The 21670-nt window shown below is 63.8% G+C and carries 21 protein-coding genes; 11 read left to right on the forward strand and 10 right to left on the reverse strand.

Annotation, left to right across the window (positions count from 1 at the left end; genetic code table 11):
• Window positions 1-59: 59 nt before the first annotated feature.
• Window positions 60-962 (reverse strand): Hsp33 family molecular chaperone HslO, encoded by a 903-nt coding sequence (hslO, locus tag BLS75_RS27185; protein ID WP_072452142.1) that lies wholly within the window; start codon window positions 960-962, stop codon window positions 60-62.
• A gap of 98 nt (window positions 963-1060) precedes the next feature.
• Between hslO and BLS75_RS27190 the strand changes: the two genes are divergently transcribed.
• Window positions 1061-1873, forward strand: a complete 813-nt coding sequence (locus tag BLS75_RS27190) for a phosphatase PAP2 family protein (protein ID WP_011058660.1) — start codon at window positions 1061-1063, stop codon at window positions 1871-1873.
• 38 nt (window positions 1874-1911) lie between these two features.
• On the opposite strand, the gene BLS75_RS27195 is transcribed toward BLS75_RS27190, so the two are convergent.
• A complete protein-coding gene (locus BLS75_RS27195) occupies window positions 1912-2316 on the reverse strand; it encodes an RNA-binding S4 domain-containing protein (RefSeq protein WP_011058659.1) in 405 nt (134 codons plus the stop codon).
• Window positions 2317-2431: 115 nt separating this feature from the next.
• Here BLS75_RS27195 and BLS75_RS27200 point away from each other — a divergent pair, with 115 nt between their 5' ends.
• Genes BLS75_RS27200 through rimK form a run of 3 tightly spaced genes read left to right on the forward strand, consistent with a single transcriptional unit; the run spans window position 2432 to window position 4612 of the window.
• Window positions 2432-3211, forward strand: coding sequence for a S6 modification regulatory phosphodiesterase RimA (locus BLS75_RS27200; protein ID WP_011058658.1), 780 nt, complete (start codon window positions 2432-2434; stop codon window positions 3209-3211).
• A 16-nt stretch (window positions 3212-3227) separates the two neighbouring features.
• Complete coding sequence (locus BLS75_RS27205) at window positions 3228-3710, forward strand: retropepsin-like aspartic endopeptidase RimB (protein WP_007931742.1); 483 nt, start codon at window positions 3228-3230, stop codon at window positions 3708-3710.
• Entirely contained in the window at window positions 3707-4612 is a 906-nt protein-coding gene (rimK, locus tag BLS75_RS27210; protein ID WP_007931744.1) for a 30S ribosomal protein S6--L-glutamate ligase, read from the forward strand. The genes BLS75_RS27205 and rimK overlap by 4 nt, the downstream gene beginning before the upstream one ends.
• A 75-nt stretch (window positions 4613-4687) precedes the next feature.
• Here rimK and BLS75_RS27215 read toward each other — a convergent pair whose 3' ends face one another.
• Together BLS75_RS27215 and ompR are read right to left on the reverse strand one after the other, a co-directional pair.
• Window positions 4688-6001 carry an ATP-binding protein gene (locus tag BLS75_RS27215; RefSeq protein WP_011058657.1) on the reverse strand — a complete coding sequence of 438 codons (1314 nt, stop codon included), beginning with the start codon at window positions 5999-6001 and terminating at the stop codon, window positions 4688-4690.
• Between the two features lie 105 nt (window positions 6002-6106).
• Window positions 6107-6847 (reverse strand): osmolarity response regulator transcription factor OmpR, encoded by a 741-nt coding sequence (gene ompR, locus BLS75_RS27220; RefSeq protein WP_011058656.1) that lies wholly within the window; start codon window positions 6845-6847, stop codon window positions 6107-6109.
• 359 nt (window positions 6848-7206) lie between these two features.
• On the opposite strand from ompR, the gene BLS75_RS27225 reads away from it, so the two are divergent.
• The 7 genes from BLS75_RS27225 (at window position 7207) to tauD (ending at window position 15613) form a co-directional block, all read left to right on the forward strand.
• A complete protein-coding gene (locus BLS75_RS27225) occupies window positions 7207-9531 on the forward strand; it encodes a Tex family protein (RefSeq protein WP_011058655.1) in 2325 nt (774 codons plus the stop codon).
• Window positions 9531-9914 (forward strand): PaaI family thioesterase, encoded by a 384-nt coding sequence (locus BLS75_RS27230; protein WP_011058654.1) that lies wholly within the window; start codon window positions 9531-9533, stop codon window positions 9912-9914. The genes BLS75_RS27225 and BLS75_RS27230 overlap by 1 nt, the downstream gene beginning before the upstream one ends.
• A gap of 215 nt (window positions 9915-10129) precedes the next feature.
• Window positions 10130-11713 (forward strand): glutamate--cysteine ligase, encoded by a 1584-nt coding sequence (gene gshA, locus BLS75_RS27235; protein WP_026020196.1) that lies wholly within the window; start codon window positions 10130-10132, stop codon window positions 11711-11713.
• 173 nt (window positions 11714-11886) lie between these two features.
• On the forward strand, window positions 11887-12864 hold the full coding sequence (gene tauA / locus BLS75_RS27240) for a taurine ABC transporter substrate-binding protein (RefSeq protein ID WP_011058652.1): 978 nt from the start codon (window positions 11887-11889) through the stop codon (window positions 12862-12864).
• Between the two features lie 27 nt (window positions 12865-12891).
• Window positions 12892-13686: a taurine ABC transporter ATP-binding subunit gene (gene tauB, locus BLS75_RS27245; protein WP_011058651.1), complete on the forward strand. Its 795-nt coding sequence runs from the start codon at window positions 12892-12894 to the stop codon at window positions 13684-13686.
• Window positions 13683-14522: a taurine ABC transporter permease TauC gene (tauC, locus tag BLS75_RS27250; RefSeq protein ID WP_053148493.1), complete on the forward strand. Its 840-nt coding sequence runs from the start codon at window positions 13683-13685 to the stop codon at window positions 14520-14522. Before tauB ends, tauC begins: the two co-directional genes overlap by 4 nt.
• Window positions 14523-14773: 251 nt before the next feature.
• Window positions 14774-15613, forward strand: coding sequence for a taurine dioxygenase (tauD, locus tag BLS75_RS27255; RefSeq protein WP_072452143.1), 840 nt, complete (start codon window positions 14774-14776; stop codon window positions 15611-15613).
• Window positions 15614-15670: 57 nt separating this feature from the next.
• On the opposite strand, the gene lpdA is transcribed toward tauD, so the two are convergent.
• From lpdA to BLS75_RS27285, 6 genes are all read right to left on the reverse strand, one after another.
• Window positions 15671-17125, reverse strand: coding sequence for a dihydrolipoyl dehydrogenase (gene lpdA, locus BLS75_RS27260; RefSeq protein ID WP_072452144.1), 1455 nt, complete (start codon window positions 17123-17125; stop codon window positions 15671-15673).
• A complete protein-coding gene (locus BLS75_RS27265; RefSeq protein WP_169892889.1) occupies window positions 17122-17883 on the reverse strand; it encodes an alpha/beta hydrolase in 762 nt (253 codons plus the stop codon). The genes lpdA and BLS75_RS27265 overlap by 4 nt, the downstream gene beginning before the upstream one ends.
• Window positions 17884-18085: 202 nt before the next feature.
• Complete coding sequence (locus BLS75_RS27270) at window positions 18086-18283, reverse strand: rubredoxin (protein ID WP_011058646.1); 198 nt, start codon at window positions 18281-18283, stop codon at window positions 18086-18088.
• Window positions 18284-18320: 37 nt separating this feature from the next.
• The gene (locus BLS75_RS27275; protein ID WP_015633761.1) at window positions 18321-20300 is read right to left on the reverse strand and encodes an alpha/beta fold hydrolase; all 1980 of its coding nucleotides are present in this window, start codon (window positions 20298-20300) and stop codon (window positions 18321-18323) included.
• Window positions 20301-20318: 18 nt separating this feature from the next.
• Window positions 20319-20639, reverse strand: coding sequence for an acyl carrier protein (locus BLS75_RS27280; protein ID WP_011058644.1), 321 nt, complete (start codon window positions 20637-20639; stop codon window positions 20319-20321).
• A 52-nt stretch (window positions 20640-20691) separates the two neighbouring features.
• Window positions 20692-21648 carry an acyl-CoA desaturase gene (locus BLS75_RS27285; RefSeq protein WP_015633760.1) on the reverse strand — a complete coding sequence of 319 codons (957 nt, stop codon included), beginning with the start codon at window positions 21646-21648 and terminating at the stop codon, window positions 20692-20694.
• Between the last annotated feature and the right edge of the window lie 22 nt (window positions 21649-21670).

Raw genomic sequence — 21670 nt, forward strand, 5'->3', positions numbered from 1 at the left:
TCCCGTCAGCACGGCGTAATTCCGGCGTTTGCCAGGTGATTTACCTGCGCTGAATCGTTTTAGTGACGAGTATCTGACGGCGTGTCCACGCCCGCCCCCGCGAACAATTGCGCGATATCAGCGGCATCGAACAGGTAGCGTTCGTTGCAGAACTGGCAATCGATCTCGATGCTGCCGCCATGTTCGACCACCAGTTGCTGGGCATCTTCCAGACCCAGGCTGACCAGCGCATTGCCCGAGCGTTCCCGCGAGCAACTGCAGCGAAAACGCAGCGGCTGCACGTCGAACAGGCGCACGGCTTCTTCGTGGTACAGGCGGTGGAGCACGGTTTCGTTGTCCAGGCTCAGCAGCTCATCGGCGGTCAGGGTGCTGGCCAGAGCAGTGAGGTGCTGCCAGCTGGCGTCACGCTCTTCCTGATCACGCAGGCGGTCGGCGGGCAGTTGTTGCAGAAGCAGGCCACGGGCGCTGCGGCCGTCGGCATAGAGCCAGAAACGGGTGCCGGTCTGTTGCGACATGACGAAGTAGTTGGTGAAGCATTCCGCCAGGTTGCTGCCGTCCAGGTCGACGATGCCCTGGTAGCGCTGGCCATTGGTCGGGTCCACGGTCAGGGCCAGGACGCCGTTGGGCATCAGGTCGGCGAGGGTGGCATCAGGGGCGATCTGCTCCGCGTCGTAACGGGCCAGGCCACGGATCTCGCGCTCGCTGGAGCACTCGATCATCAGCAGCGGCACCGGGCCTTCGGAGCGGGCCTGGAGAATCAGCAAGCCATCGAATTTCAGGGTGCCGACCAGCAACGATGCCGCCGCCATCAGTTCGCCAAGCAGCTGTGCAACCGGCTCGGGATAGGGGTGTTTGGCGAGGACTTCCGCGTAACTGCGCTCCAGCGCCACCAGCTCGCCGCGGGTGTCGCTCTCATCGAAGATGAAGCGTTGAGTGAAGTCGGTATCCGGCAAATCAGTCATAGGTCTGGGTATCTGAATGATGACAAAAAGGTGACAAGCACCGAAAATTGCGGCTTTGCACCATGAGGGTGCAGTTTTGCGGTGATTGGAGATATTTTATGAACAATCCGGGTTTGTTCCAAGCAAGGTGGAACCTCGGCAAGCTGGTTCTGTGCAATTTACTCCCTTTGGCCCTGCTGGGTTTCTGGTTGTGGCCCACCGGGCAGGCGCTCTGCACGGTCTTCGACGAATGGCTGTTCCACCACCTCAACGCCCCTCTGGCAAGCAACTCGACCTGGCTGCATATATGGGCCGTGGCCAGCCTGCGGCCGTTCGATATCGTGGTGGGGCTGATCATGCTCGGCCTGCTGATTCGCGGTGACTGGGTGTTCAAGGCGGTGGACGTGCGCCGGGCCTTCTTCGGCTTTCTATCGATCCTGATTCTGATGGTGGTGATTCGCGCGCTGTTTTCCAAGCTGGTGGCCGTCATGAACTGGCAGCACAACAGCCCGTCCATGGTGCTGGAAGGCGCCGTGCACATGAGCGACTACTTCCCGGGCTGGGAAAAGACCTGGGAACTCAAGGACCGCTCCAGCCAGAGCTTCCCGGGCGACCACGCTTCGGTGCTGCTGATCTGGGGCCTGTTCATGGGGATCTTCAGCCGCAGCATCGGCCAGTTCCTGATCGTCTGGGGCCTGACCCTGCTGTTCATGATGCCGCGCCTGGTGGCAGGCGCCCACTGGGGCCAGGACGACTACATCGGCGGTGTGCTGCTGGCGGTGCTGGCCCTGGGCTGGGGCTACTACACCCCGTACGCGGCGCGGATGTCGAACTTCCTGCTGCGCCTGACCCATCCGCTGTTCAACCTGTTGAGCCGGATGCCCGTGCTCTCGCGCATGAGCGTGGTGCGCGCCAGCAGCCTGCTGCGCTAAGCAGCCCCGTAGGAGCCGGCTTGCCGGCTCCTACGGTTTCATTCGTGGTTGCTGCCGTGGAACTTGAACAGGTCCCGGCGCTGTTTCTTGCTCGGTTTACCGTCGGTGCTCACTCCTAGGGCACCAGCCTTGCGCTGGGCCGCAGCGGCTTCGCGCTTGGCGATGCTGGCCTCGGTTTCCGCGTACAGAGCCTGCGCTTCAGGAGCGCCACGGCGGACGATGGAAAGGGCCTGGACCACCACGGTACGTTCGTCGAAACCGGCGCGAATCTGGTATTCATCGCCTACCCGCGGCTCCTTGCCCGGTTTGCAGCGCTCGCCCCGGTGATGCACCTTGCCGCTTTCAATCGCTGTCTTGGCCAGGGCACGAGTCTTGTAGAAGCGCGCTGCCCACAGCCATTTATCCAGACGAACCTTGTCCTCTTCTTCCTGCTTGTGCGCCACTGGAATTCCCCTCGCTGAAAAATGTCGCAACTTTACCGCCTGCAAGCGGGCTCTCATAAACCCTGTCGCTCACCTAAAATAACCCAGGTTGCGCCCTGATACGCGAGGAGTCCCCGTGACTGACTTCCCCACTTCCCTGACCTCGCCCGGCAACCGTTGCGAAGGTTGCCAGCAAAGCCAGCCACTGGGCTTCGATTTTTCCTTCGCCTACCAGCCCATAGTCGATCTGCGGGACCACTCGGTCTTCGCCCATGAAGCCCTGGTGCGCGGGGTCAATGGCGAAGGGGCGGGAACGGTGCTGGGCCAGGTCAATGACAGCAATCGCTACCGTTTCGACCAGCGCTGCCGGACCCAGGCAATCACCCTCGCCGCCCAGTTGGGGATGCAAAGCCACCTGTCGATCAACTTCATGCCCAACGCCGTGTACCGGCCGGAACTGTGCATCCGCAGCACCCTGGAGGCGGCCCGGGCCCAGCGTTTTCCCCTGGACCGGCTGATTTTCGAAACCCTGGAAAGCCAGCACGTAGATAACTATCGCCATTTGACCAATATTCTGCGTGAATACCGCGAATTCGGCTTCAAGACCGCCATCGACGACTTCGGCTCGGGGTACTCGGGGCTGAACCTGCTGGCGGATTTCCAACCCGACCTGATCAAGCTCGACATGGCGCTGGTACGCGATGTGGACCAGGATCGCGTACGCCAGGCGATCATCCGCGCGATTGTCACAATGTGTGCGGAGTTGGGGGTTACAGTCATCGCCGAAGGTATTGAAAGCGCCGGTGAACGGGACTTTCTCAGCGACTGTGGAATTTATCTGATGCAGGGCTACTGGTTCGCCAAACCTGCATTCAAAGCCCTGGCCGAGGTTCCGGCCGCGGCCTGGAACAGCTAATTGCGGATTTTCCTTATTGAAGACTTTTGACCATTTGACCGTTGTCGGTCTGCGCGAGTGGGTGGCGCTCCCGGATCTGGGAGTGGCCGGCCTGCGCGCCAAGATCGACACCGGGGCCAGCACCTCCAGCCTGCATGCCACCGAGATCGAGCCCTTCGAGCGCGACGGTGAGCAGTGGGTGCGCTTCAATGCCCACCTGGGCAGTGTGGTGCAGTTGCGTCACCGGCGCTGCGAAGCACCGCTGGTGGCGATGAAAACCATTAAAAGCTCCAACGGCCAGGCCCAGGTGCGCTACGTGATCAGCACCACCCTGGCCCTGGGCGATCGGGTGTGGCGGGTGGAGTTCACCCTCGCCTGCCGCAAGGCCATGCGCTATCGCCTGCTGCTGGGTTCCAAGGCTCTGATCGACGGCCAACTGGTGGTCAATCCGGGCATCAAGTACGTACAAGACAAACCGGTGTTCCCGGTATCCACTACCTCTGCCACAGGTGTTGCATGAAGATCGCTGTGCTGTCGCGTAACCCGCGTCTGTATTCCACTCGTCGTCTGGTCGAGGCCGGCACCGAGCGTGGCCATGAAATGGTAGTGGTCGATACCCTGCGGGCCTACATGAACATCGCCAGTCACAAGCCGCAGATCCACTACCGCGGCAAGCCCCTGGAAGGCTTCGATGCGGTGATCCCGCGGATCGGTGCCTCGGTGACCTTCTATGGCTGCGCGGTGCTGCGCCAGTTCGAAATGATGGGGGTGTTCCCCCTCAACGAATCGGTGGCCATCGCCCGCTCCCGGGACAAGCTGCGCTCGCTGCAGTTGCTGTCGCGGCGTGGCATCGGCCTGCCGGTGACCGGCTTCGCCCATTCCCCGGACGACATTCCCGACCTGATCGAGATGGTCAACGGCGCGCCATTGGTGATCAAGGTGCTGGAAGGCACCCAGGGTATCGGCGTGGTGCTGTGTGAAACCGCCACGGCGGCGGAATCGGTGATCGAGGCCTTCATGGGCCTGAAGCAGAACATCATGGTCCAGGAGTACATCAAGGAGGCCGGCGGCGCCGACATTCGCTGCTTCGTGGTGGGGGACAAGGTGATCGCGGCAATGAAACGCCAGGCCAAGCCGGGGGAGTTTCGCTCCAACCTGCATCGCGGCGGCAGCGCCAGCCTGATCAAGATCACCCCGGAAGAACGCATGACTGCGCTGCGGGCGGCCAAGGTTATGGGCCTGAGCGTGGCAGGGGTGGATATCCTGCGTTCCAATCACGGGCCGCTGGTGATGGAAGTCAATTCCTCGCCGGGCCTGGAAGGCATCGAGACCACCACCGGCAAGAACGTGGCGGGAATCATCATCGAGCACATCGAGAAGAACGGCGGGCCGAACATGACCCGGACCAAGGGCAAGGGCTAGGGATCGCGTTGCCGGCCTTGCGCTGGCAAGCCAGCTCCTACGGGCTATGTGCTGCCTGCAGGAGCGAAGCCCTGATCAATCCGCATCACGGGGCAGCAGCAAGCCCAGCGGCAGGCGCACCCGCGCTTCCAGGCCACCATCGGGGCGGTTGCGCAGTTCGACATTGCCACCGTGCATGGCGGCAATCCGCTTGACGATGGCCAGCCCCAGCCCGGTGCCCTTGCCGCCGCGGGCACGGTCGCCACGGGTGAAGGGGTTGAAGATCGCTTCCAGTTCCGAAGGATCGATCCCCGCGCCACGGTCCATCACGCTGAGCACCACATAGGGCGCATTGGTGTCACCGGACACATAGGCCGCCACTTCCACTTCCGTACCCGCATGATTCAGGGCGTTACCGATCAGGTTGTTGAGCAGGCGCTTCATCGACACCCGGCGCAACGGGAACGGCTGGATCGGCTCCAGGCGCAGGTGCACCCGTTCTTCGTTCTGGTTGTAGGGCGCCGCCACTTCCTGCACCAGATCGCCCAGGTCCACCTCTTCCACCGATTCGTCGCGCCCATCGCGAATGAAGGCCAGGAACTGGTCGAGAATGGCGTCCATGTCCTCGATATCCCGCACCATGTCGTCGGTCAGGTCAGTGTGATCGCCCATCAATTCCAGGGACAGGCGCAGCCGGGTCAACGGCGTGCGCAGGTCGTGGGACACCCCGGCCAGCATCAACTCCCGTTCTCGCCCTGCCTGTTCCACGTCCTCGGCCATCTGGTTGAACGCGCGGTAGACCTCGGTCATTTCGCTGGGCGTATCGCTGATGGGCAGGCGCACGCTGCGTCCCTGGCCCAGTTGCCGGGCGGCATACACCAGGCGCTTGAGGGGCTGGTTGAGCTGGCTGACGAAGATCCAGGCCGAGGCGGTGGACAAGAGGCCAATGGCCAGGAACCAGCCCAGCACGCTCCAGATCTTCTGCCCCCGCAGCGGATGGGGGTACAGCGGCACCTTGAGCCAGCCGTCCCCCAGGCTCGGCGCCCGCACCCAGAGCGCCGGCGGCGCATGCATGCGCAGGCGCACTTCGGTGTCGGCGCCCAGTTCGGCCTGCATCTGCCGCTGGTAGATCTCGCTGTAGGGCCAATGCTGCTCGCCGGCCGGTACGCCGCTGCCCACCACCTTGATCAGGCCGGCAGCCTCGGCGATCTGGTCACGGTTGGATTCATCGGCGGCCCAGTAGGCGCGCAGGGTCAGGGCCACGCCGTGGCTGTACTGCCGGTCCACCAGCACGTCCTCGTTCATCAACAGATAAACCAGGGTCAATGCCTTGGAAAACAGCACCACGATCAGCACCAGCCACAGGGTGCGGGAGAAGAAACTCTGGGGGAACCACAGCGGGGTTTTCATAACAGCCACTACACACTTTGCAGGAGCGACTCGCGCTCGCACCGTTGCGGAATGCGAACGCCCGGGTCGTTACCGGCCCGGGCGTTGGCTCCTACAAATCAATGATCACTTGGTCGCGGTGCCATCCGGCACAAAGACATAACCCACGCCCCAGACGGTCTGGATGTAGCGCGGCTTGGAAGGATCGGGCTCGATCATCCGACGCAGGCGGGAGATCTGCACGTCAATGGAGCGCTCCAGGGCGTCCCATTCACGACCACGGGCCAGGTTCATCAACTTGTCCCGGGTCAGCGGCTGGCGGGCGTTCATCACCAGCGCCTTGAGCACCGCGAATTCACCGGTGGTGAGCATGTGCACTTCATTGCCGCGCTTGAGCTCGCGGGTGGCCAGGGACAACTCGTAGTCGCCGAAGGTCACGCTTTCGTCTTCGCTGCCCGGCGCACCCGGCACCGGGGCGGACTGGCGACGCAATACGGCCTTGACCCGCGCCATCAGCTCGTCGGGGTTGAACGGCTTGGCCAGGTAATCGTCGGCGCCCAGTTCCAGGCCCTTGATGCGGCTCAGCTCGTCGCCCTTGGCGGTGAGCATGATGATCGGAATCTGGTTGTTCGCGCTGCGCAGGCGGCGGCATGCGGTCAAGCCGTCTTCGCCGGGCAGCATCAGGTCGAGTACCACCAGGTTGAACACTTCGCGACCCAGCAGGCGGTCCATTTGCTCGGTGTTCGGTACTGCGCGGGCACGGTAGCCCTTGCTGACGAAGAAACGCTCCAGCAGGCTGCTCAGCCCCGGGTCGTCGTCAACAATAAGAATTTTTTCGCCTTCAGCAGTTTGTACAGTGCTGCTCATTGGATGCTCCTCTAATCTCGGTGCGCATTATGGCGTAGCTGCCGTTATACGCACCGAGTGCATTGTTAGCAGATTTTTCCTCTATCGCCAGCAAACCCGCTGTCGGCCTGAGGCTGGCGATCACCCCGCAACGGCTAACGCTGGGTATAATGCGCCGCCTTTTGTGTTGGGCAATATCTGATCAGTACGCCTGCGGCCGGTTTATTTTTTTACCCGGGCCGGCAGTATTTTTTCGATTTCACGGGTCAACAGGCAGCCTTTTGATCCAGGTGGCGGCGCGTGCCAGGCCGCTCAACCAGACTCGCCGGGCCTTATTTTCGTGCCCGCGGGCCTGCTTTCACAATTTGTCAGGTGGTTTTATGGACAGCATCAACAGCCGCATTGCCGAGGAACTCGGCGTACGCCCACAACAGGTCGAAGCGGCCGTCGCTCTATTGGATGAAGGCTCCACCGTGCCCTTCATCGCCCGCTACCGGAAAGAAGTCACCGGCAGCCTCGATGACACCCAGCTGCGCCATCTGGAAGAGCGCCTGCGCTACCTGCGAGAACTCGACGAACGGCGGATCAGCATCCTGGCCAGCATCGAAGAGCAAGGCAAGCTGACCCCGGAGCTGGCGCGCGACATCAAGCTGGCCGACACCAAGACCCGCCTCGAAGACCTTTACCTGCCTTATAAGCAGAAGCGCCGCACCAAAGGCCAGATCGCCCTGGAAGCCGGCCTCGGCGAACTGGCCGACGGCCTGTTCAACGACCCGAACCTGGCTCCGGAAACCGAAGCCGCACGCTTCGTCGACGCCGAAAAAGGCGTGGCCGACGTCAAGGCCGCCCTGGAAGGCGCCAAGTACATCCTGATGGAGCGCTTCGCCGAAGACGCCAGCCTGCTGGAAAAGCTGCGCAATTTCCTCAAGCAGGAAGCGACCATCAGCGCCCGCGTGATCGCCGGCAAGGAAGAGGAAGGCGCCAAGTTCCGCGACTACTTCGAACACGATGAACCACTCAAAAGCATGCCGTCGCACCGCGCCCTGGCAATTTTCCGTGGCCGCAACGAAGGCATTCTCAGCTCCGCGCTGAAAGTCGGTGACGAGCTGCCGGGCACCATGCACCCGTGCGAAGGCATGATCGGCCAGCAATTCGGCATCCAGAACCAGAACCGCCCGGCCGACAAATGGCTCGGCGAAGTGGTGCGCTGGACCTGGAAGGTCAAGCTCTACACCCACCTGGAAACCGACCTGCTGGGCGAGCTGCGCGATGGCGCGGAAACCGAGGCGATCAACGTCTTCGCCCACAACCTGCACGACCTGCTGCTGGCCGCTCCGGCCGGCCCGCGCGCCACCCTGGGCCTGGACCCGGGCCTGCGCACCGGCTGCAAGGTGGCGGTGGTGGATGCCACCGGCAAGCTGCTGGACCACGCCACCGTCTACCCCCATGTGCCGCACAACAAGTGGGACCAGACCCTGGGCATTCTGGCTGCCCTGTGCGCCAAGCACTCGGTGGACCTGATCGCTATCGGCAACGGCACCGCCAGCCGGGAAACCGACAAGCTGGCGGCCGAGCTGATCAAGAAATACCCGGCCATGAAGATGACCAAGGTCATGGTCTCCGAAGCCGGTGCATCGGTGTACTCGGCCTCGGAGCTGGCGGCCAAGGAATTCCCGGACCTGGACGTATCGATCCGTGGCGCGGTGTCCATCGCCCGCCGCCTGCAGGATCCACTGGCCGAGCTGGTGAAGATCGATCCCAAGTCCATCGGTGTCGGCCAGTACCAGCACGATGTCTCGCAACTGAAACTGGCCCGTGGCCTGGACGCGGTGGTGGAAGACTGCGTGAACGCCGTGGGCGTCGACGTCAACACCGCCTCCGTGGCCCTGCTGGCGCGGATCTCCGGCCTCAACGCGACCCTGGCGCAGAACATCGTCAGCCACCGCGACGAACACGGTGCCTTCAAGACCCGCGCCGCGCTGAAAAAAGTCGCCCGCCTGGGTGAAAAGACCTTCGAACAGGCCGCCGGCTTCCTGCGTGTGATGAACGGCGACAACCCGCTGGACGCTTCCGCAGTGCACCCGGAAGCCTACCCGCTGGTACAACGCATCGCTGCCGACACCGGCCGCGACATCCGCTCGCTGATCGGCGACAGCGGCTTCCTCAAGCGCCTGGACCCGAAAAAGTTCACCGACGAAACCTTCGGCCTGCCCACCGTCACCGACATCCTCCAGGAACTGGACAAGCCCGGCCGCGACCCGCGCCCCGAGTTCAAGACCGCCGAGTTCCAGGACGGTGTCGAAGACCTCAAGGACCTGCAACTGGGGATGATCCTCGAAGGCGTGGTGACCAACGTCACCAATTTCGGGGCCTTCGTCGACATCGGCGTGCACCAGGACGGCCTGGTGCACATTTCGGCGCTGTCGGAGAAGTTCATCAAGGACCCACGCGAAGCGGTGAAGGCCGGTGACGTGGTGAAAGTGAAGGTCATGGAAGTCGATATCCCGCGCAAACGCGTCGGCCTGTCGATGCGCATGGGCGACACCCCGGGCGAGAAGATCGACGGTGCCCGTGGCTCCCGCCCCGGTTCGGCGCCACGCTCCTCCCAGGGCAATGCACCGCGCAAGGAGAGCGCCGCGCCCGCCCCGAGCAACAACGCCATGGCCTCGCTGTTCGCCAACGCCAAGCAGTTGAAGAAACGCTGATGCAGATCCCTGCCGGTCTGACCGAAAGCGCCTTCAGCCAATTGCTCGGCTGCCGTCTGCAACGCCTGGAAACCGGCGAAGCGGACGTCGCCCTGGAGCTGACCCCGCAACTGCGCAATCGCGGGCAGAAGCTGCACGGCGGGGCGATCTTCAGCCTGGTGGACATTGCCATGGGGCTGGCCTGCTCCAGCACCCACGGCTTCGACCAGCAGAGCGCCACCATCGAGTGCAAGATCAACTACATCCGCGCCGTGGCCGAGGGCGAGGTGCTGTGCCGGGCCAAGGTGATCCACCCCGGCCGCCGCACCCTGGTGGTGGAAGCGGATGTGATCCAGGGCGACAAACTGGTCGCAAAAGCACAAGGCACCTTCGCGGTCCTATAGCTCCCTGTCATGTATTTGGGTTAATTTCGGCGCTGCAAAAGCGGCGTCGGAGTTTTCTGCCCGCGCTAAAGCCAGATTCAGGGATGAAGGATTGGCGTTTTCAGGCGAGTCGGCTTGACTCAAAAACCAGGCGAAAACGCCAGTTTTAACTTCACCCTTGTAGACCGTCCTGCCCACCCCCATATTGGGGCGACTGACGCGTGAAGGAATCCAACTTGAGCGAACTTCTCAACCGCCGCCTGGCTCTGCTCGGCGAGCGCGCTAACCTCTCTCTGCTCGAGCAGTGCCTGCACGGTATCGAACGTGAATGCCTGCGTGTCACCGGCGAAGGCCGCCTGGCACAGACCCCGCACCCGGAAGAACTGGGTTCCGCGCTGACCAACGAACAGATCACCACGGACTACTCCGAGTCGCTGCTGGAGTTCATCACCCCGGCCCTCAAGGACCCGGCGGACACCCTGGCCAGCCTCGACAAGATTCATCGCTTCGCCTACAGCAAGCTCGGCAACGAGTACCTGTGGAGTCCATCGATGCCGTGCCCGTTGCCGGCCGAGGAAGATATCCCCATCGCCTACTACGGCACCTCCAACATCGGTCAGCTCAAGTACGTGTACCGCAAGGGCCTGGCCCTGCGCTACGGCAAGACCATGCAGTGCATTGCCGGGATCCACTACAACTTTTCTCTGCCGGAACAGCTATGGCCGCTGCTCAAGCAGGCCGAGGGCTTTGTCGGCACCGACCGTGACTACCAGTCCTCGGCCTACATCGCGCTGATCCGCAATTTCCGTCGCTACAGCTGGCTGCTGATGTACCTGTTCGGTGCCTCACCGGCCCTGGACGCGGGCTTCCTGCGCGGCCGCTCGCACCAGCTGGAGCAGTTGGACGCCGAGACCCTGTACCTGCCCTACGCCACCAGCCTGCGCATGAGCGACCTGGGCTACCAGAGCAAGGCCCAGGCCGGCCTGACCCCTTGCTACAACGACCTGAACAGCTACACCGACAGCCTGCGCAAGGCCGTGGCCACGCCCTACGCGCCCTATGTGGAAGTCGGCACCCACAAGGATGGCGAGTGGGTGCAACTGAACACCAACATCCTGCAGATCGAAAACGAGTACTACTCCAACATCCGCCCCAAGCGCGTGACCTACACCGGCGAGCGGCCGATCCAGGCGCTGATGGCCCGGGGTATCCAGTACGTCGAAGTACGCTGCCTGGACATCAACCCGTTCCTGCCACTGGGCATCGACATCCAGGAAGCCCGCTTCCTCGACGCCTTCCTACTGTATTGCGCACTCAACGACAGCCCGCTGTTCGAGAACAACGAGTGCGGCAATGCCACCTCGAACTTCCTCGCCGTGGTCAAGGAAGGCCGGCGCCCGGGCCTGCAGCTGCAACGCCAGGGCCAGCCGGTGGAAATGAAGGAGTGGGCCGCCCAACTGCTGGAGCAGATCGCCCCTCTGGCCGCCCTGCTCGACCAGAGCCATGGCAGCGACGTGCACAGCAAGGCCCTGGACGCCCAATTGGCCAAGGTCAAGGATTCGTCCCTGACCCCTTCGGCCCAGGTGCTGGCGGCCATGAGCGAGCACAAGGAGAGCTTCACCCAGTTCTCCCTGCGCCAGAGCCAGGCCCATGCCGAGTACTTCCGCAGCCAGGCCCTGAGCAAGGAAGAGCAAGCCGCGTTCGAAGAAGCGGCGCGCAAATCCCTGGAACAGCAGACCGAGCTTGAACAGAACGAGGTGGGTGATTTCGACGTGTTCGTCGGTGCCTACCAGGCCAGCATCCTGGCCATCAGCAACTGACGCTTCGCCGGCCGGCCGGCTCCTACACCCCTCCCGTAGGAGCCGGCTGGCCGGCGAACAACACGCTGCCTATTCCCCTCATAAGCTAATGCAAATAAGTTATTTATTTCTGCATTCTTAGATCATTTAGTCTCCTCCCACGCCGATCACCGGCCGCCTATGAGGAGCCTCCCATGAAACTGCATTTCCCCCTTCGCCTCCTGGCGGCCGCGTCCCTGGCCGCAGCGAGTTTCTTCGCCCAGGCGGCCGACGTCACCGTCGCCTACCAGACCACCGTCGACCCGGCCAAGGTGGCCCAGGCCGATGGCAGCTACGAAAAAGCCACCCAGGCCAAGATCAACTGGCGCAAATTCGATAACGGCGCCGACGTCATCGCCGCCATCGCTTCCGGCGATGTGCAGATCGGCTACCTGGGCTCCAGCCCGCTGACCGCCGCCATCACCCGCAAGGTGCCGGTGCAGACCTTCCTCATCGCCACCCAGATCGGCGCCGCCGAAGCCCTGGTGGCCCGGGACGGTTCCGGGATCAACAGCCCTCAGGATCTGGTCGGCAAGAAGGTCGCCGTGCCCTTCGTTTCCACCGGCCACTACAGCCTGCTGGCAGCCCTGAAGCACTGGAACATCGACCCCTCGAAAGTGCAGATCCTCAACCTCGCGCCACCGGCGATCATCGCCGCCTGGAAGCGCGGCGATATCGACGCCACCTACGTCTGGGACCCGGCCCTGGGCGTGGCCAAGGAAAACGGCAAGGTGCTGATCACCTCCGGTGAACTGGCCAAGTTCGGCGCACCGACCTTCGACGCCTGGATCGTGCGCAAGGATTTTGCCGAGAAGCATCCGGAAATCGTCACGGCCTTCGCCAAGGTGACCCTGGATGCCTACGCCCAGTACCGCAAGGACCCGCAAGCCTGGCTGGCCAACCAGGGCAACGTCGACAAGCTGGTGAAGCTCTCCGGGGCCAAGGCCAGCGATATTCCGCTGCTGCTGCAGGGCAACGTCTACCCGCTGGCCGCCGACCAGGTGGTCAGCCTCGGTGCGCCGACCACCAAGGCCATCACCGACACCGCCGCGTTCCTCAAGGAGCAGGGCAAGGTCGAGGCAGTGCTGCCGGACTACGCCCCCTACGTCAGCGCCAAGTTCATACCTGAATAACCCGCGACCGGACAGGAGATAGCCGTCATGGCCTTGCTACAACTGGAGCGCATCAGCGCACAGTACCCCGGCGCCGCCGAACCGGTGCTGGCGGATATTTCCCTGACCCTGGGGCCACAGCAACTGCTGGTCGCCCTGGGCCCTTCCGGCAGCGGCAAGACCTCGCTGCTGAACCTGATTGCCGGCTTCGTCGAACCCAGCGCCGGGCGCATCCAGCTCGATGGCGTACCGGTGCAGGGCCCCAGCGCCGAACGCGGCGTGGTGTTCCAGGACGATGCCCTGCTGCCCTGGCAGGACGTGCTGGGCAACGTCGCCTTCGGCCTGGAGCTGGCCGGCGTGGCCCGCGACAAGCGCGAAGCCCGGGCTCGGGAAATGCTTGCCCTGGTGGACCTGGCCGGCTTCGACAAGCGCCGCATCTGGCAGCTCTCCGGTGGCCAGAAGCAGCGCGTGGGCCTGGCCCGCGCCCTGGCGGCCGACCCGCGGGTGCTGCTGATGGACGAACCCTTCGGTGCCCTGGATGCCTTCACTCGCGAGCAGATGCAGGAGCTGTTGCTGCAAGTCTGGCGGCGCACTGCCAAGCCGGTGTTCCTGATTACCCACGACATCGAGGAAGCGGTGTTCCTGGCCACCGACCTGATTCTCCTGGCGCCCAACCCGGGGCAGATCGTCGAACGCCTGAACCTGGACTTCGGCCAGCGCTACGCCGCCGGCGAGTCGGCGCGGGCGATCAAGTCCGACCCGCGGTTCATCGAAACCCGCGAACACGTGCTGGCCCGGGTGTTCTCCCAGCGCAGCGCCACCCAGCAGCAGGAGCGGCCATGAGCAGCTACGAGATTCCCGCCACCGCCACCGGCGAGGCCAACCCCAAAGCGCCACAAATCGCGCGCCGCAGCCTGAGCACCCGCTGGATCAGCGTGCTGACCCTGGTGGTCCTGCTGGCCTTGTGGTGGGCCGTCACCGCCACCGGCCTGATCGAGCCGCTGTTCCTGCCGCCCCCTTCTGCGGTGCTGCAAAAGGGCTGGTTGCTGGCCACCAGCGGCTACATGGATTCCACCCTATGGCAGCACCTGGCGGCGAGCCTGCAACGCATCGGCCTGGCCCTGGGCTTTGCCGTGCTGACGGCGATTCCGGTGGGCATCGCCATCGGCGCCAACCGCATCGCCCGTGGCGTGCTCGACCCTTTGATCGAGTTCTACCGGCCGATTCCGCCCCTGGCCTACCTGCCGCTGATCGTCATCTGGTGCGGCATTGGCGAGCTGTCCAAGGTGCTGCTGATCTACCTTGCGATCTTCGCCCCGATCGCCATCGCCACCGCCACCGGCGTGCGCACCGTGGACCCGGCGAAGCTGCGCGCCGCCCAGTCCCTGGGGGCTACCCGGGCCCAGCTGATTCGCCATGTGATCCTGCCCAGCGCCCTGCCGGACATCCTCACCGGCGTGCGCATCGGCCTGGGCGTGGGCTGGTCGACCCTGGTGGCGGCAGAGCTGATTGCCGCCACCAGCGGCCTGGGTTTCATGGTGCAGTCCGCCGCGCAATTCCTGGTCACCGATGTGGTGGTGCTGGGGATCCTGGTGATTGCCCTGATCGCCTTCGCCATGGAAATGGGCCTGCGCGCCCTGCAGCGCAAGCTGGTGCCCTGGCATGGCCAGAGCCACTGACTGGCGCCTGCCTTGCGTCGATTGCCCCGGTTGTCTGTAGCCCCCGCGAGGCTGCGACCGAGCGCGCAGCGCTCGCAGCGATCGACCAGGACGACCGCGCTGCAAGGGTTTGCGTCTGCTGCGCAGCCGTTCGCAGCCTCGCCAAGGCTCGGCAGCGGCTACAAGAGCCGTGCATGCCAGCGATTTCAAGATTGATGCAGATAAACCGAATCCGACCACGCCGACGTCCGGCGCCGTACAAGAGAACGACCATGAGCCTGACCATCACTCCTCTAAGCTCCGCCCTCGGCGCCCAGATCGGCGGCATCGATATCAGCCAGCCCTTGAGCATCGAACATCGTGACGCCATCGAGCAGGCGCTGCTCAAGCACCAGGTGCTGTTCTTTCGCAACCAGCCGGTCACCCCGCAGCAGCAGGCGCGTTTCGCCGCCTGCTTCGGCGACCTGCACATCCACCCGATCTACCCCAATGTGCCGGAGCAGCCGGAGGTATTGATCCTCGATACCGCCGAGACCGACGTGCGCGACAACGCCATCTGGCACACCGACGTAACCTTTCTGCCGACCCCGGCCCTGGGCGCGGTGCTCAGCGCCAAGCTGCTGCCGGAGTTCGGCGGCGATACCCTGTGGGCCAGCGGCATTGCCGCCTACGAGGCGCTGTCGGAGCCAATGAAGAATCTGCTGCTGGGCCTGACCGCGACCCACGACTTCACCAAGTCCTTCCCTCTGGAGCGCTTCGGCAACACCCCCGAGGACCTGGCGCGCTGGGAAGAAACCCGGCGCAAGAACCCGCCGCTGTCGCACCCGGTGATCCGCACGCACCCGGTGAGCGGGCGCAAGTCGCTGTTCGTCAACGACGGCTTCACCACCCGGATCAACGAGCTGTCGGAAAGCGAAAGCGCAGCCATCCTGCAACTGCTGTTCGCCCACGCCACCCGCCCGGAATTCACCATTCGCTGGCGCTGGCAGGAGAACGACATTGCCTTCTGGGACAACCGCGTGACCCAGCACTATGCGGTGGACGACTACCGTCCACAGCGCCGGGTGATGCAGCGCGCGACCATTCTTGGGGATGTGCCGTTCTTGCGCTGAAACGCGGGGATGCAGCAAACCCCGGCCGCGCTGCGTGAGCGGGGCCGGGGCCACTGGCTATTTGACGCCGGCGGGGGCTTTCTTCTTGCGATTGCCGATATGGATCGCCTGGCCATTCACGGCCAGCGCGGCTTCATGCAGGGCTTCGGACAGGGTCGGATGGGAGAACACCATCATCCCCAGGTCCTCGGCGCTGGTGCCGAACTCCATGCCGATGGCCCCTTCCTGAACCAGCTCCGCCGCGCCCGGCCCGATCACATGCACGCCCAGCACGCGGTCGGTGCCTGCATCGGCAATCACCTTGACCAGCCCGGCGGTGTCGTTGGCCGCCATGGCCCGGCTGCTGGCAGCGAACGGGAAGGTGCCGATGTTCAACTCGACACCCTCGGCCTTGAGGGCCTGCTCGGTCTGGCCGACCCAGGCGATTTCCGGGTGGGTGTAGATTACCGAGGGGATCAGGTCGTAGTTCAACGGGTGCCGATGCCCGGCAATCCCCTCGGCCACCATCACCCCCTCTTCAGAAGCCTTGTGCGCCAGCATCGGGCCGCGTACCGCGTCGCCAATGGCGAACACCCCGGGGACGCTGGTGCAGCACTGGCCATCGACGTGGATAAAACCGCGTTCGTCCAGGTGCACGCCGCTGTCGGCGGCCAGCAGATCGGTGGTCAGCGGGCGGCGACCGACGGCGACGATCAGCCGGTCGAACACCTGCTGCTTGTCCTCGCCGGCCTCACTGAGGCTGACCTTGACGCTGTCGCCCTGCACTTCGCAGGCCGTCACCCGGGCGCCCAGGCGGATATCCAGGCCCTGCTTGCCGAGGATCTTCTGCGCCTCCTTGGCGATCTGCGCATCCACCGCCGGGAGGAAGCTGTCGAGGGCTTCCAGCACTGTGACTTGAGCCCCCAGGCGTGCCCAGACCGACCCCAGTTCCAGGCCGATGACGCCGGCACCGATCACCCCGAGGCGCTTGGGCACCTGGGTGAATTCCAGGGCGCCGGTGGAGTCCACTATCACCTCGCCGGCCAGGGGCGCCGCGGGAATGTCGATCGGCCGCGAGCCGGGAGCCAGGATGATATTGCCGGCGCTGATGCGTTGCGTGCTGCCATCGGCGGCGGTGACTTCCACTTCCTTGTTGGCCAGCAGCTTGCCGTGACCTTCCAGCAGCGCCACGCCATTGGCCTTGAACAGCGAGGCAATGCCGCCGTTGAAATTGCGCACCACGTTGTCCTTGCGCGCCAGCATGGCCGGCACATCCATCTGCGGATTGCTGATGGCGATGCCGTGCACTTCGAATCCGTTGCGCGCTTCGTAGTAGTGGTGGGAACTGTCCAGCAGTGCCTTGGAGGGAATGCAGCCAACGTTCAGGCACGTCCCGCCCAGGGCGGTCTTGCCATCCTTGCCCTTGTAGCGCTCGATGCAGACTGTCTTGAGCCCCAGTTGCGCGGCCCGGATGGCGGCGACATAGCCGCCGGGACCCGCACCAATAACGATCACATCGTAACTTTCACTCATAGGTTGCCGTCCTTTGCACAGACAAACTCGACCACGGCCTCCATGGTCGCGCTGTCCTTGAGAATTTTCAGATGGCCCAACCCGCGAGTCTGCAAGACCCGCCGGTGTCGCAAGCCTTCGGCGAAGGATTGCAGGTCATCTGCCGGGACTTCCTGATCCTGCTGGTCATGCACCAGCAGCACCGGGACCTCCACCTGGCGCCCATAACGGCTGACCGCCAGGCTGGCCATGTCCTTCTGATAGCGTTGCTCAACCAGAAGTTGCATGCGTTGCCTGACGTCATCGTTGATCCACAAAAATGCGCCAAAGCGCCGGACCACGTTTTCGATATCGGCCGGCGCGGCCACCAGGACCGCCCGCTGGAAACCCTTGCCGACCGGAGTGCTCAAGGCATACCCGGCGGCAGCGCCGCCCAGGGAGTGACCAATCACGGTGTCGAAGGGCCCCAGTTGCTTTTGCACCTGGTCGAGCATGCTGACGAAGGTCGGCAGCGAAGCCTGCCGACCGCCGCTGCCGCCATGGCCGATGCAGTCGAAGGAGAGGACCTCGCAGCCCTCCTCCAGCAACAGCGGGATCAGGTACTGCCACTGGGTGCTGGCGCCACTCCAACCGTGCACCAGCACCACCCGGCGCCGGACCTGCGGTGGAGTCCAGCGAAAGCAGCGCAGGCGCCCCTGGTCGGTTTCCAGGTCCTGCACCGTGGCGCTGGGCAAGGTCTGCGGAAAATGCTGGCGCAGCCGTTGTGGCGTCGTGAACATCTTCAGCGCCCGTGCTGCAGCGCGCTGGGGAAAAAGCCGCGACTCGATCCAGAAGCTGCAGCGAAGCAGCCCCAGAACCCCGTTGTAAATGCCCTTGAAGAGCATCTTCCTGAAGCTGTTGCGCCGGCCCCTGGCAGGTGCCGGCCTTGGCTCTTGGGTCGCCATCTTCCTTCCTCATCGACTACAGAATTCAAGCGCTGGGCTACAGCTTCACCATGTTGAAGTCCAACTTGCTCACGCCGCATTCCGGGCAGGTCCAATCCTCGGCAATGTCGTCCCAGGCGGTGCCCGGAGGCACCCCCGAATCCGGATCGCCAAGGCGTTGATCGTAGATCCAGCCACAGATCAGGCACATCCACAGGCCGGATTCGGCCACAGCGTTTTCAGCGTAGGTGCTCATGGGTGGTCAACCATCATCAAAGGGTTATGCGTTGTTCTCATGCGCTGGCCTGAGCCACTTCGGCCACCTTGACGTTCTCCACGAGGAACTGCGCCACCTGCTCCAGTACCGCGGCATCGGAGAGGATCCGCACATGCCCGAGCCCGGACACCGGCTCCAGCTTGGCCCATGGCATCAGCGTGGTGATCTGCTGCGCTTCGCAGAACGGCACGATCGGGTCGTTGAGGTCATGCAGCACCAGGGTTGGCAGTTGCAGGGCGTTGCCCAGCGCCGGGATATCCCAGTGCTCCACCGGCACGCCGTTGCGTTTCCACAGTTCCCGGTGCATGGCCTGGACCACCGCCGGCTTGAGCTTCAGGTAGCCGTTGGCCCAGCGCTGGATCACCACCGGCAGGTTGGCCGGCGAGCCCAGCAGGCACAGGGCCTTGATCCGATGAGTCTCGGCCAGTTCGGCCAGGGCTCCGGTGGCGGCGATCCCGCCCAGGGAATGGGCAACGATACCCACCACGTCACCGAGGGCGACAATCGCCGCTTTCACCGCGTCCTTGAACTCGGTCATGGTGCTCAGCGAGCCCGGCGAGATGCCGTGGGCCGGCGCATCGAAGGTCGCGACCTTGAAGCCCTGGCGCTGCAGGACCCGGGTGAAGGAATACAGGCTGCGGCTGTCCGCACCCCAGCCATGGACCAGCAGGATGGTCTGGTTGCCCGTGCCCCACTGATAGCCATGGGGAACGCCGGGGATACCCTTGATATGGAAACGCTGGGCGCCCAGGGGGCTCATTTCCTTGTCCGGCTGCTTGATGTATTCCCGGGTGTAGCCGAACAGGTCGGTGGCCTTGGCCCCGGCGGTCTCCAGCGACACCGATCCCAGCACGCCCATGTAGCTGCGCAGCATCTGCTGCTTCATGGTCAACGGGCCGTTGGCGGCCCGGGCTCCGGGGGTGCTCGGGTCACCGGCCGCCTGGGCTGGTTGGTCGAAGGACTCATAGAAGCCGTTCACCGGGTCGTACAGGTGGCAGCTACGCGCCACGTGCCACACGTCCTGCACGGTCATGGGCTTTTCCCGGACCATGCCGGGGAAGGCCGTCTTCAACGCGGCCTGGGCTTCGGGCAGGTTGTAGTGGGGAATGATCGGCGCCACATGGTGCGCGGTGTGCACCGAAATGTAGTGGGTCAGGAACAGCAGCCACTTGGGGTACATGTAGTCGGTGGTCAGCAGCAGGCGGCTGCTGTTGAAGCTCCAGTGTTCCTTGGTGAGGAACGGGGTCTCGTCGCTGATGTGGTGCATCATGGTGGTCAGGCTGAACCAGGCATGGGTCGCCAGCCACGGGGCGATGAAGTACAGGAACAGACCGGTGAAGCCGGTGAAGTAGACCAGGGTCGGCAGGTAGATCAGCGCAGCCACCACCATGAACAGGATCGAGCGACGCACTTCGTTGCGCGCTTCGAGCTTGTGGAACATCGACGGACGGAAGCCCGAGTGACGCTGGTAGTTGACCGTGCCCAGCCAGAACAGCCAGGTGCGGGTGCTGCTGTAGACCAGCTTGTCCCACCAGGGCATGGCGTCATATTGCACGCGCAGCACCGGGCGCCAGTCGACGTCCATTTCCAGGTTGTTGGTGTTGGCGTGGTGCATGTTGTGCATGTGGCGCCAGCCGTGGAACGGGTACAGCAACGGCAGCAGCGCGATGTGCCCGAGGATGTGGTTGAAGCTGCGGTTGCGCGAGAACGAGTTGTGCCCGCAATCGTGAGCGACACAGAACAGGCCCCAGCCGCCCAGGCCCGCCACCAGCCACAGCGGCAGGTAGAACATCCAGTGCACGTGGGCGACCGCCACGATGGCACCGATGTAGAGCATGTAGCTGACGACGAAGCTGAGCATCCCGCGCCATACCCGCGGCTGATACAGGTGCTTGGGGATTGCGTCGGTCAGACGCAGGCCCTCGATCTCCTGAGAGCGTCGGAGCAGGTCATTGAATTTATCGTTTTTTTGCGAGGGCATCTGTGCAATGGCCATGGCCAAGCTCCTGCGAAGTCAAACTTCGGATGTGGTCAGTTCATTGGCCAGGTATTTGGACAGGTCATCGATGCTGGAGTATTCGAACAGCAGGGCCGGCGACAGGCGCTGCTCCATGAACTTCTCCAGGTCACCCGCCACCTTCACCGCTACCAGCGAATCGAGGCCGTAGGACTCGAAGCTGCGGGCGGTATCGACCTGGGAAGGATCGATCTTCAAGAGCGCGCCCATCTTCTGCACCAGCCAATGCTTGATGCTGTCCTCGTTGAGTTCGACCGCCGCCTGTTTTTTCTCTGAGAAGCTCAGAGTGCTCAGCAAATTGGAGATGAAATTGGACATAGGATCTTCCTTGATGAGTGAGGTGGTTAATACGATCAGCCGATTGGGCGTTTCAGGACGAGGCCTGGCGCTTGCGGACTTTGTCGATCATTGCCTGGGACGGGGAACGCAGGTCTGAGACCAGTCTCAGCTTGCCCATTAACGCCAGTGTCCAGCCCGACAGGTCGGGCTCCCACCAGTGCACGCCATGCCGGTACCAGGCAGGGAATGCGTGGTGATTGTTTTGCAGCCCCTCGCCAAAGGTGAGGAAGGCCACGATCCAGTTGTTGGTGCTCTGGTCGTGGGTCACGAACGGGCGAGCGCCGTAGCGGTGGCAGATGGAGCCCACACACCAGGCCGCCTGGTTGGCGACGAAGATCCGCGCCAGGCCGCCGAAGATCAGGCCGCTCCAGGCACCGGACCAGCTCTGGCTGACCAGCCCGCCGATCACCCCTGGCAGGATTACCCCCAGGGCCACCCAGAACAGGTAGGTCTGGTTGTAGAAGAACAGCCGGCGGTCGCGCAGGATGTCCGGGGCGAAGAAGTTCCAGCTCGACATGTCCGGGGCCAGCATCCACGGCATGTGCGCATGCCACAGCCCCTTGGCCCGTTGCCAGCGGCTCTGGCCCATGAGGTTGGGGGAATGCGGGTCACCGTGCTGGTCACTGTAGGTGTGGTGCCGGCGATGGGTGGTGACCCAGAACAGGATCGGCCCCTGGGCCGCCATGCAACCGGCGATCAGCATCAGGCTGCTCATCAGCCGCGAGGTCTTGAACGCACGATGGGCCAGGTAACGGTGGTAGCCCATGGAAACCCCGAACATCTGCACCGCGTAGAACACCGCGAAGAGGATGAAATCCAGGGCATGGACCTGGCCGGTGAACCATAGCCGGATTGCCTCGAAAGTCCCGAACAGGGGCACCAGCATGACTGCCAGCGCGATCCGCGCCTTGGTCCTGGCCGCACTCGGGCTCAGCTGGGCAACCCCGCCGACCTCTGGTGTCGCTGTGTTGGTGAGTATCTCGTCCATGAATTGCTTCCTGTGAGGTAGG

Origin of the sequence: Pseudomonas sp. NFPP12 (genome assembly GCF_900103205.1) — a bacterium.
Classification (GTDB): Bacteria; Pseudomonadota; Gammaproteobacteria; order Pseudomonadales; family Pseudomonadaceae; genus Aquipseudomonas; species Aquipseudomonas protegens.